9 protein-coding genes are annotated in these 11,376 nt (G+C 46.2%); 6 read left to right on the plus strand and 3 right to left on the minus strand.

Going from position 1 to position 11,376, the window contains the following annotated elements:
• Positions 1-19: 19 nt before the first annotated feature.
• The 4 genes from proB (at position 20) to AWH61_RS11815 (ending at position 3,615) form a co-directional block, all read left to right on the plus strand.
• Positions 20-1,120 (plus strand): glutamate 5-kinase, encoded by a 1,101-nt coding sequence (gene proB / locus AWH61_RS11800; protein WP_039228812.1) that lies wholly within the window; start codon positions 20-22, stop codon positions 1,118-1,120.
• Between the two features lie 125 nt (positions 1,121-1,245).
• On the plus strand, positions 1,246-1,683 hold the full coding sequence (locus AWH61_RS11805; protein WP_014951416.1) for an acyl-CoA thioesterase: 438 nt from the start codon (positions 1,246-1,248) through the stop codon (positions 1,681-1,683).
• Positions 1,684-1,686: 3 nt separating this feature from the next.
• A complete protein-coding gene (locus AWH61_RS11810; RefSeq protein ID WP_075177162.1) occupies positions 1,687-2,688 on the plus strand; it encodes a D-2-hydroxyacid dehydrogenase in 1,002 nt (333 codons plus the stop codon).
• Between the two features lie 24 nt (positions 2,689-2,712).
• Positions 2,713-3,615 (plus strand): DMT family transporter, encoded by a 903-nt coding sequence (locus tag AWH61_RS11815; protein WP_075177163.1) that lies wholly within the window; start codon positions 2,713-2,715, stop codon positions 3,613-3,615.
• A 16-nt stretch (positions 3,616-3,631) separates the two neighbouring features.
• On the opposite strand, the gene AWH61_RS11820 is transcribed toward AWH61_RS11815, so the two are convergent.
• Complete coding sequence (locus AWH61_RS11820; protein WP_014951413.1) at positions 3,632-3,907, minus strand: hypothetical protein; 276 nt, start codon at positions 3,905-3,907, stop codon at positions 3,632-3,634.
• Positions 3,908-4,117: 210 nt separating this feature from the next.
• Between AWH61_RS11820 and AWH61_RS11825 the strand changes: the two genes are divergently transcribed.
• Entirely contained in the window at positions 4,118-4,624 is a 507-nt protein-coding gene (locus AWH61_RS11825; RefSeq protein ID WP_014980752.1) for an RNA polymerase sigma factor, read from the plus strand.
• The gene (locus AWH61_RS11830; RefSeq protein ID WP_075177164.1) at positions 4,617-5,237 is read left to right on the plus strand and encodes a hypothetical protein; all 621 of its coding nucleotides are present in this window, start codon (positions 4,617-4,619) and stop codon (positions 5,235-5,237) included. The genes AWH61_RS11825 and AWH61_RS11830 overlap by 8 nt, the downstream gene beginning before the upstream one ends.
• A gap of 42 nt (positions 5,238-5,279) precedes the next feature.
• On the opposite strand, the gene AWH61_RS11835 is transcribed toward AWH61_RS11830, so the two are convergent.
• Positions 5,280-9,152, minus strand: a complete 3,873-nt coding sequence (locus tag AWH61_RS11835) for a translocation/assembly module TamB domain-containing protein (RefSeq protein ID WP_075177165.1) — start codon at positions 9,150-9,152, stop codon at positions 5,280-5,282.
• Positions 9,149-10,987, minus strand: a complete 1,839-nt coding sequence (locus AWH61_RS11840) for an autotransporter assembly complex protein TamA (protein WP_061486851.1) — start codon at positions 10,985-10,987, stop codon at positions 9,149-9,151. The genes AWH61_RS11835 and AWH61_RS11840 overlap by 4 nt, the downstream gene beginning before the upstream one ends.
• Positions 10,988-11,376: the final 389 nt, after the last annotated feature.

Consider the following 11,376-nt stretch of genomic DNA (forward strand, 5'->3'; position numbering starts at 1 on the left):
TTTCTTTTTTCTTCCCCCTATGAACCGTTTTAATTGGCAACGTGCCGTTATAAAAGTTGGCAGTGCGCTTATTGCTCCTGAAGGCAATGAGTGTAGTGGGCGTTATTTACTGTCTCTTGCTCGATTTATTACTGCTAGTCGCGAAGCTGGCAAAGAAATTATTCTTGTCTCTTCTGGCAGTGTTGCCGCGGGCCGCAGCAAAGTGAAGGTTCGTCACAACGCATCTATTGCCGAAAAACAAGCCATGGCTGCGATTGGCCAGAATTTAATGATGGCCAACTGGCAGCGCTTTTTCGACTTTCCCTGTGCACAAGTATTGTTAACGGCGGATGACCTGCGCGATAGAACCCGCTACGTAAATATTAAAAATACCTTGCGCGAAATTTTGAATCACAATGCGTTACCTATTGTGAATGAAAACGACACCGTAGCAGTCAACGAACTCAAAGTGGGTGATAACGATAACTTGGGTGCTTACACCGCCCTGGTCGCCCAAGCAGACACCCTCATTATCTGCTCAGATATCGACGGTTTATTTACCGCAGATCCAAGAAAAGACGTCAACGCCACACTCATTCCACAGGTAGATAAAATAGACAGCACCATTTACGGTCTTGCCGGCGGCGCTGGAACTGCGGTAGGAACTGGCGGCATGCGCACAAAAATTGAAGCGGCAGACAAGTGCACCAGTAGCGGTATTCAAACTCTTATTGTAAACGGGCGAAAAGGCGAAACCTTCGATGCATTGCTTGAAGGTAAAGTGCCAGGAACCCTATTCAATGCTAGTAGCACTCCCGCCAGCGCGCGCAGACTGTGGCTTACCCATACTCTAAAAACCGCTGGCAGAATAGACGTTGATAGCGGTGCGAAAGAGGCGTTAGTGCGAAAAGGCGCGTCATTACTGCCATCGGGTATTGTTGATGTCGCCGGTTTGTTTGAACAAGGCGACGCTGTTGAAGTGGTGTGCCAAGGCGAAGTTATTGCCAAGGGGCTTTGCCTGTATAACGCAAAAGACTTAACGCTTATAAAAGGGAAAAAGTCGAAAGAAATTGCCAGTGTGTTAGGTTATGAAACAACGGATGTTGCCATTCACCGTGACGATATGGTGCTTTACTCATAGCGCTACTCAAAAGAATCGCTGCAATAGACTACCGCACATTAAACATTAATTGGCGTTAGTCGTTCATCGATTTTCATTATTTGCGCCAACAACAAAGCGATACATTTATTCACTAAGGGACGATCATGACTGATATCACACCTACACTTGCCGACTACCCTTACAAAGTCACTATCGCCACGCGTTGGCAAGACAATGATGCGTACGGACATATCAACAATGTTGTGTACTATGGTTTCTTTGATACCGCGGTAAACCGTTTTTTAATTGAAGAAGGTGGGCTAGATATACACAACGGGCAATCCGTGGCGTATGTGGTAAGCAGTCAGTGTCAGTACATTGCTCCGGCAGCCTACCCTGAAGACATTTTTGTAGGCTTGCGCGTTATCAAAATTGGTAGAAGTTCAGTGACTTATGGTCTATCGGTTTATGCCGGAGAGAATAAGCGACGCGTGGCTCATGGCCAATTTGTGCATGTGTTTGTAGATAGAAAAACCGACAAGGCCATTCCTATTCCTGTTAATGTGAAAACAGCGTTAGAGTCGATTGTGGAAGTAATGTAGAGCATGGCAAAAATGACGAAATACAATGCATCACAAGCGATGAGCAACGGCAAAAGAAAGCAGGTTGTCTTTCTAGACGCCGAAACCATGGATTTGCCCAGTCTTGATACCTCGTCACTAGATGACTTACAAACTAATTTCGGCGCAGGTATTACGCTTCATCAACAAACTCAAGCCGAAGACGTTGCCGAGCGTATTAAAAATGCCGATGCTGTGCTGGTTAACAAAGTCGTGCTACAAGCCAAAGATTTACAGCAGGCCAGTCAGCTGCGCTATATTGGTGTAACTGCGACCGGCATGAACAATATCGACCGTGATTACTGCGAACAGGCTGGTATTACCGTTCAAAATGTAGAGGGCTATGGCACTGATAGCGTTGCTCAACATACGTTGACCTTGGCGTTGAATTTGGCCACCAATTTTGTGACGTATCAGCGCGATATGCGCAACCAAGCATGGTCTAGTTCTTCTCATTTCTGCTTACTCAATCATCCCGTGGTGGAATTGGCGGGTAAGCATGCGGTAATTGTTGGGCATGGCGAGCTTGGCAAGCGTGTAGAGGCATTGTTTAAGGCTTTGGGTATGCAGGTGAGTATCGCTGCTCGCCCAGGTAAACAAGATGACCCTCGTCCAAGTCTTGCATCGCTTTTATCAAATGCCGATGTGGTAAGTCTTCATTGCCCGCTTACTGAAGCCACCGACAAGCTTATTAATGCCGATACATTGTCGCTGATGAAGCCAAGCGCTTTTCTCATTAATACGGCTCGCGGCGGCTTGATTGATGAGGAAGCACTCTATCATGCGCTTAAAAACAACCAAATTGGTGGCGCGGGATTAGATGTACTAAGTGTCGAGCCTCCGCCTGTTGATCATATATTGCTTAAAGAGGCACTACCTAACTTGCTGGTAACGCCGCATAATGCGTGGATTGGTAATGGCGCTAGGCAAAAACTGCTCGATAGTGCTATCGACCATTTATCTGCCCACTTATCTTCTTGTTTATGAGCTTCCCAGGGCTAGAACACCGCTATGAATAACGCAACCTTATTTGCTCTGTGCTGCCTGATTTGGGGCTCAACCTGGATAGCCATCACTTACCAAATAGGGCATACCTCTGAAACGTTTGCCATTGCGCTGCGTTATTTATTGGCGTCGGCCTGTTTAGGGATTTACTGTGTTATTAGGCGTTTGCCGCTTAAGCTACCGGTACATGTTCATGTGAAAATGGCCGCAGTCGGTCTCTTTTTATACAGCTTAAATTACACGCTGCTGTATATGGCGCAAGCGCACATAATTAGCGCGCTGTTAGCCCTTATGAGTTCTTGTATTATCTACATTAATGTTGTGCTTCGGCGATGGTGGCTTAAAGAGCCTATAAGAAAAGAAGTGGTTGTAGGTGCTACATTTGGCTTGCTGGGCATTGTGTGTTTGTTTGTGCCGGAGTTTTCCAAAGTCTCCATGGATGCGGCGCTTGCTACCGGCCTCGCTATAGCGTTTGTCAGCTTTTTCTGCGCCTCAACAGGTAACGTTATCTCCGAGCGTATTTTGACCTCGGGTACACCTGTTATCCAAATGAACTTCTATGCCATGAGCTATGCCATGGTGCTGCTTTTCATCACCTCACTGGCAATGCCGGGTAAGTTGGTCATTCCTACCCATACCGAGTTCTATCTGTCGCTGCTTTATCTGGCTATCTTTGGCTCTGTGTTTGCGTTTGGCGCGTACATGAAACTGTTAAAGCAAATGGGCGCTGACAAGGCTGCATATGTGGTCTTGGTATACCCCATGGTTGCACTGGTTATTTCCACCTTTTTCGAAGGCTATACCTGGAGCGTTTTATCTGTGGTTGGGGTGGTCATTGTGCTGGTAGGCAACGCCATTGCAATGGGAAAAATTCCCCGCTTTATGCGTCGCCCACCGGTGTCGAGCTAGGAGCTGGTAAAGCCGTTTATTTGAGCGCGTTGATTTTCTTATTCAGTTCGTAAGCAGGCTCGGTAACAATGGTTTCAAGGGTTTCGATTCGCGCCATCAAAGCTTCAATCTGCGCATCTTTTTCCTCTAAACGCTGCTGCTGTTTGTCGGTCACGCTTTTAACGAACGGGTTGCTGCACTCGCCGTTCATCCAGTCGTTTAGTCGCCACTGAAATTTTGCGTCTAAGTAGCTTGCCAAAAGCACAAGCGACGTCAGGCTGCCAATTAACAAAACTATACTTAACGTAGACATAATTTTTTCCTAATCCAAATTTCAAGGTTGAAGGCTTTTAGGGAAAATGCCCTAAACGCACGTTACTGCACTTACTGTTTTAACTAGTCTTTTGTTGCTTAAAAAAATTACAGCATTGACGAAAAAAGTTTGTAATAAAAATTCGTGGGGGCAGACTGATAGAAGTAACACAATAAAATAACAACAGTTTTTGTGATTAGGGATGTGACGTTGGGGCAGGGTTTTGAAGATGTTTTTGCGCAATACGGGGCAATACTGAGCCGTGTAGCCAACAGCTATGAAGCAAACGAAGCGATGCAGCAAGAATTATTGCAAGAAATTGCTATTGCCGTCTGGCAGGGGCTGTCTCGCTTTAAGGGCGATAGCAGCGTGAAAACCTATATTTTGAAGATAGCTCATAACCGCGCAGTTACTCACGTAGCAAATCAAGTGAAGCGTCTCGATACCCATCAATATGACCACGATGATTTGGGCTCTGACGGGTTCGCGAGTACTACCCATTCACCAGAGGAAATGTCTAGTCAGCACCAGTCATTAGAACGCCTACTTCGCGCGGTACGGGCACTTCCATTGCAGTCAAGACAAGTGCTAACGCTTTCTCTTGAAGGCTTAAGTTACGATGAAATTGCAGACGTCTGTGGTCTGACTAAAAATCATGTTGGTGTGATTTTAAAGCGCGCCAAGCAAAGTATCATGCAGGAGCAACCGCATGCATAATTTAGATAAAGAGAATCAAACGAACCCGCCCGTATCAGTAGACGATGCGCAAAATGATGGCCTTTCTGCGCTATGGCAAGCTCAGCCAGTTACGACTATCAACCTCTCGGAAGTAAAAGCCAGCCTAAGCAGTGAGCGAACCAAGCAACGCTGGTATATGGTGGTTGACTCCTTAGCGTTTATCCCAGCGATCTACTTGCTAGTTGTTACTTGGGAAAAGTTCACTTTTGTCGCCCACGCGATGTTTGTTTTTATGCTGGTCACGGCTCTTCCCCTACTTGTTTATCAGCTGTGGTTAAGAAGAGTGGCCGCATTTTCAAAAGACACTCAAACCGCTGACCACCTAACGCAGCTAATAAAGCAAATTAAGAATAACGTGAAGATTGCTGTAATCACTAAACACTCAACATGGACTGCAGTGTTATTTGGATGTGCCTTTCTGGTGGAGCGCTATTTTTATGGGGAGCTTACCCCAGAGAAAGTTATGAAGATGGCTATAGTTATGACGTCCATGAGCGTTGTGATGCTAGTGTGGTATGTGTGGGCGAGCAAAAGACAAAAGCGTTTTGAGCGTCAACTCGAAACGCTTGAGAAGATGGCGCAGCAGCGTTAAGGGCGCATGAGTGCAAAAGTACGATGTTTTGACTTTGAGCGCTTAATTGTTATTACTTGTGCTCGGAGTGCTCACATTATCTTTCAGATCTTGCTCTGCGCTTTCATCGGACTCGTCAGATTCACTGTCGTCTTCATCACTATCTCTGCGGGTTCTGTTATCACCCAAGAAAAACTCATAATAAAGGTCTAACGCGAACTCAGATTGGTCTTCCAGTGTGGTTTGAATGGCTTCTAAATATAAACTAGGTAGAAGCTGATATTTTACCGCCAAGTCAGGCGGTAGTTGTCTGCGTCGTAGCGTGCTGTTGGCGTCGTTGTTACTTAGACCAACGTCCACATTGTATTCCACAGATAATCGCTCGTTAATCTGCCCTCTTACCGACAGTAAATCTTCGTTAGTGCTTAAACTAAAATCATCAATACCTAGCGCGCTTCCTACTTGTCCTGTCAGGGTTTTGGTGTTGGATAAACCAAAGCCTACCAGCAGCGCAGCGTAGTTAGGATCTTGTGTGCCCGAGTTCGGTCCAGAACCTGTGAGTAGATATGACAATACGCCCTGTTGATCCATCGCAGGCTCAGAGAACAGGTTAATACTTGGCGAGTCAGCCGCGCCATCAATTCGGATACCTGCTATTACGTCGTCATCGGTTTTAGCCGGGTCGCGGATGGCTTCGACCAGCAACAAAGGTTGGTCAATTGGGCCGTTAAATTGTACTTCACCGGTTTGAATAATTAACTGTTGTCCGTAAGCGTTGTATCGACCATTTAAAATTTGAAGGTCACCATAGCCCACAAGTGCAGGTTGCGTGTTTACGCGAATGCCACCATACAAACTTGCAGTAAGGCCAAACGCTTCGAGTTTTACTTCTTCGGTTTTGTTTTTGTCGATGTTGACCAATACCGAAGCGTGGACGATATCAAGCGGTTCCTCTCTATCCGGTTCACCACGCAGGTGCACGTCTTTTGATGGGGAAACAGCACTCTCAGGTAGCGACTCTATTTCAATTCTCGCCCAAGGAATATTTACCTCGCCACTCACGTCCACTTTTTCTTTTGTGGCGGCGATATCGATATTTGGTGATACCTTGAGTCGAATGTTTGGCTGACGAATTTCGAAACCGTTTCCTTTTAGATTAAATGTCGCACTGGGGTTGGATGACCAGTCTAACTCGCCTTTTAACGCCCCTTTTCCTCCGCCTAGTAAGAAGGTGCCGTCTAGTGCAGCGGTTTGACCATTAAGCGATACTTTTTGATTCCAATCGGCCAGTGTCACAGGTGTATCTTGTATATCGATAGCGCCATTTGAAACTGTCAATTCACCGTTAAGCGTAGGGTCGTCAATGTAACCACTTAACGATACGTTCCCGTTTAACTTTCCTGTAAGGGTTCTGATAGCAGGGGAAAGGGGTTTGAATGGTGCAACATTAAGCCCTTGCATCTCTAGTTTACCATCAAGTGGTATACGCGATTCGAAAGGACGGGTATTCAAGGTTAGTGTTGCATCCCCGACATCTTGGCTTGAGATCACAGATGTTGATGCTAACTGCCCCTGCTTTATCTCTCCTTTAGTTTCTATGGAGTTAATAGTGAGCGTTAGCGGGCGCGTTTCACCAAGTTGCCATGGCGCAGAACTCATAGACGCAGTAAATGTGGCATCGATGGGATCGTTAGCCGAGTAGCTGCCTTTGGTTTTTACGGTAAGTGTTGCTTGTGAGGGACTTGAAACAACAGTAGGCGCTAACTCGTTCGCCCACAACCCGATGGGCAGCGCCGTCGCGCTGATATCCCAACTGGCTTTGTTTTGTTGATAATTCACGTTTGAAATACACAGCTCACCTTCTTTTCGAGAGGTCCAACAGTGCTGACCTATTTTAGCCGTTATAGGTGTGGTGCCTATGTCTACACTGAACGGGCTTGATAGCGTCCACTGCATATTAGCGAGCTTCAATGTGGTATCACTAATTTCCCCCACCCAGTGATTGTTCGTCCATGCACCTTTTAAAGACAGCCCAATATTATTGTTGGGCACAGCTAGGTCAATATCTGCGGTGTGATCGCGATAGGTACCGTTAACTTTGATTTCGCCGTTCAATGGTCCTTGCTGCGCGGCAGAGGCATTTAAATTGGGTGACACAGCGATATTAGATAGAGCGAGTGTGCCGTTAGCAGTTGGGTTTTGCCAAGGACCGGCGGCTGTGATATTGCCACTTACCGCACCTGTCACTTCTGGGTATAGGCTTGAAATAGCGTTAACGTTTATCGCAATATTTGCATTTAAATGCCGCTTATTCAGTACTTGAGCAATGGCGCGTATCGTGTTTCGCTCTTGCTCGTGTTCTTGAATGATATTGACGTTAGTAACGAATAAGTCGCTGGGGCCAGCATAAACCGCATTCCCCTTCACCTGAAGCGGTTTGCCCTGAAGTACACCCGAGACAGTCATATCTCTTAGGCTCATGTGTAATCCGCCGCGCTCAGAGTATTGCAATATACTGTCTATTTCTCCGCTAATTTTTTCAGGCGCATAAGTGCTGAATTGCCGCCCTGATACATTCTTAAGCGTTGTCTTACCTTCCCACGCGATACTTTCATTTAGATAAAGGGTACCTGTGTTGGTTAAGCTCCCATCCAAAGCGTTTATATTGGCTTGATTAACAAAAATATTGTTCTTTTTCAGCACCACATCAAGTGATACCGGTACATTGCCAATGTCAGGCAATGTAGCTGCGCCAGCTCCTTTAAGTACATAATCACCCATGGTGCCGGAAAGCGTTAACTGTCCTTCTTTGAGCGTAGTGTTTTCCACTGTCGGTATGGCTTGTTCTTGCCAGTTCGCAGTGAATTCTATGGGAAGGTTACTGTCTAGAATGTTGGCCATTAGGTTGGCGTTTGCGGTTACCGCGCCTTTGGCTACAACTGACAGCGTTAAATCGTCCAACGCACCCGCGGCCGCTACACTCAGTTCTTGTGGTGTGTCGCCAAGCTTCGTTTTCGCGTTAATAGCCACATTTAATGGGAAATTTCCGTCAAGTGTTGCGCTCGCTTTTCCTTTCACCTCACCTTGTTCATGTACAACGGTCATTTCTTCAATAGCGACATCGCTGCCCTTAAAGTGAGCCTCTAACAGCGAGATGAGTGAAATGTGCTGTTTGCTCTCCCCTTGAATTATGTGTAGATCTTCTACTAAAAAAGTACCAAGAGACAAAGGAATAGGCGTAGCTATATTTGGTAGTACGGGGACGTCGTAGCTTAGTGAGTATGACGTAGGCAAAGCGCTATCAGCACTTGGAGCCTGTTCTTTTTTGGGAGCAGGCTGCTCACTATTAGTTTCCGATGCATTGGTCATGGCTGCCGGTGTAGAGCTGGCAGCTTCATCTTGGTTTAGCAGAGCAATGCGAACACCTTTCGCGGCTATGCTGTCAAGTATGAGGTCGCTATTTCCTTCAAAATCGGTTAGCTCGAGCTCATCAATTTCTACTGTTGTCGTAAGTAGAGCAAGTTTGATATTCGTTAGCGCTAAATACCCAACATCAATAGGCAGCGGTAATTCAACCTGGCCACCTGCAGGAGCATCATCGGAAGAGTCAGGCGCGTTTGAGCGCTGTGTAAGCGTAGCGTTTTCCAGTGTGACTTCATTGACACATACTCTAGGCTCAAACAAACAACGCCAGGTAATATCAATGTAGGCATATTGTGCAGACACCTTCCATTGCGGGTTTTCCCACTCCACATTATGCACTTCTAGTGTGTCAGCAAACCCACCGTCAATGGCATCGATGGAAAGGTTTTCAACAAACGTGTTGGCCAGTAACTTAACGGTAGGGCCGCCTAGAGGACTTATCAAAACCGCATACAACGCGACCAGTATAAGAACCGGTGAAAGTAAAATAGCCGAAAGCGTACGTTTTCTCATAGCTCAGGCCCCAACAAAATATGTAACTGCCATGTATTCTCGTCTGGCGCAAAGCCTCTTGCCACGTAAAGTCTGACTGGACCAATTGGTGAAAGCCAATGTACACCAGGTCCAACGCTATATGTCAGCGTTGTGCTGGTGTCGTTTGTTGCTGTACCTGCATCGACAAACGCTGCCACTCTCCAATTATCTGCCACTTGATAGGCATACTCTACACTCGATGTAGCAAGGTACTTCCCTCCAATAGAGTCAACAATGAGTTCTCCTGTTTCTGGATCAATGACTTCAGCTGTCGGAGAAATTTCGCGATAGTCGAAGCCGCGAACACTTTTATCGCCCCCTGCATAGAAACGCAACGACGTTGGCACTTCATCAAAACTATTGGTTTTAATAACCCCCGCTTCACCGCGTATGGTTATTCTGTGCACATTGTTAAAGGTACGGATAAGCGTGGCTTCAACTACTGCCTTTGCAAAATCGATATCAGAACCATAACCTTCTCTGCCTATTTGAGTGAGCATTTGAAGGTAGGTACCATTATTAATGTTGAGCTCACTGTCTTTATCGCGATAGGTTAACGAGTACCCGGGTAATACTAGGGACGTGGTGTTTGTGCTCAATTCCCCTTGATCATAAGTTTCACGTAGATATGTCACCGAGCCATCGTGTTGCCATGGTGAATTGTCATGTTGCCAGTAACGGTGTGCAGACAAAGATAGGGTTTCACTCTCAAAGGAAGTGTTGCTGTACTCTATAAATTGGTAACCCGCCTCTATACTCGCGTAATCCCGCGTTATGTTTCTCATCGGTATACGGTAGTCGGCAGTCACTGATTGTTCTGGCGCTGAAATGAAAATATCAGATGAAACAGAGTGCCCTTTACTATTCACCCAAGGACGCTCCCATCCTAAGCGAACCCGTGGGCCCGTGTCAGTGGCTGCGCCAACAGAAACGTTAAATGCGTCTGTGGGTCTGTGAAGTAACGATACCTCAACCGGTACCAGCAAACCATCAGCCTCACTTACAACCGGGCGAGCAATAACGCGGGTAAAATACCCAGATTGATTAAGGCTTCTGTTGAAATCGGCAAGTGTTGATGAAGAGTACGCATCGCCTGTTTTAAACGGCTTTAGCCGCTCAATGATGGCTTTCGCCTTGTCATCGCCAATAAATTTTAGCTCTCCAAATTGGTACTGGGGCCCGCTTTGCGCAATCAAAAGTACGTTTGCTTGTTTTTCGTCACGTACTAGGTCGAGACGCGTCGCCTGCCAAAAATAATCAAAATAGCCATTAGATAAGGCGTAGTTAAACATGGACGACTTAAACGACTCGTAAATGGTTTGGTTTAACACGTCGCCTTCTTTAAGCTTTAGTGAATTAAAACGTTCTCTGAAAGCCTTATCTTCACGTCCTGCACCTATTATTTCGCGAGTAACCTTATTTATGGTAAGCGGCGCATTCAAAGCAACATTCACTGTAACCTTGTCGCCCTCTTCAATACTTACCTTGGTCTCGCTGTTGTAATAACCATAAGGTTGAACCGCTGTCGCTACTGTTTCGCCCACTTCATCTTGCCAGTAAGGGTCAGTAAGCAACGATTTTTCCACGTCGAGACTGTTTAAATGCAGGCGGATATTATTACGCAGTTTGTCGTCTTCTACGCCCTGAATGTTATAGGAAATAGGGTCTTGGGCATGTGAAAAAGTAAAGAGAGCACACGCTAGCGTGCACAATGTACTGCCCACCAAAACTCGGACTGCTTTGGTGATTCTGAACATAAATTGTCGGAAAAGATGGTCTTGCAAACTGGCAAGCCCGCTCCAAATCGAAGGCATGAAAAGGCTAAGTCCTTAAGGTAACGCTGGGCTGTGAAGCTTACCGCTTGATGGTAAAATCCATATTATGTCTGTGGTTAATGATACCACATTTGCAATTTGTATCCGCAAACTACGACGAGAGATCAAATAATTGCGCTGACGTCGGTAAATAATACCAATCCGCATAGATCATTGCCCACTCAGAAGGCGCTGGCAAGTTTCCTAGCAAAGCGTGGGAATGCAGGAATGGCTGTTCCCTTTCAAATTCCCAGAATGAAGCTAGGAAGCTTGCCAGACCTTCCCGAAGGGCGAGTTTAAAATGTCCGTACTCTTTGTTGTGTCACCTTGATGTAGACCACTATACCTGCGGTAACACGCCGCGATTACGAACATTTTAACTCTCGCTG

It is taken from the genome of Alteromonas sp. W12 (assembly GCF_001924945.1).
Classification (GTDB): Bacteria; Pseudomonadota; Gammaproteobacteria; order Enterobacterales; family Alteromonadaceae; genus Alteromonas; species Alteromonas macleodii.

Bases quoted from the DNA above. Each gene is read 5' to 3' on its own strand.
- proB (WP_039228812.1), top strand. From the start codon at position 20: ATGAACCGTTTTAATTGGCAACGTGCCGTTATAAAAGTTGGCAGTGCG.
- AWH61_RS11805 (WP_014951416.1), top strand. From the start codon at position 1,246: ATGACTGATATCACACCTACACTTGCCGACTACCCTTACAAAGTCACT.
- AWH61_RS11810 (WP_075177162.1), top strand. From the start codon at position 1,687: ATGGCAAAAATGACGAAATACAATGCATCACAAGCGATGAGCAACGGC.
- AWH61_RS11815 (WP_075177163.1), top strand. From the start codon at position 2,713: ATGAATAACGCAACCTTATTTGCTCTGTGCTGCCTGATTTGGGGCTCA.
- AWH61_RS11820 (WP_014951413.1), bottom strand. From the start codon at position 3,907: ATGTCTACGTTAAGTATAGTTTTGTTAATTGGCAGCCTGACGTCGCTT.
- AWH61_RS11830 (WP_075177164.1), top strand. From the start codon at position 4,617: ATGCATAATTTAGATAAAGAGAATCAAACGAACCCGCCCGTATCAGTA.
- AWH61_RS11835 (WP_075177165.1), bottom strand. From the start codon at position 9,152: ATGAGAAAACGTACGCTTTCGGCTATTTTACTTTCACCGGTTCTTATA.
- AWH61_RS11840 (WP_061486851.1), bottom strand. From the start codon at position 10,987: ATGCCTTCGATTTGGAGCGGGCTTGCCAGTTTGCAAGACCATCTTTTC.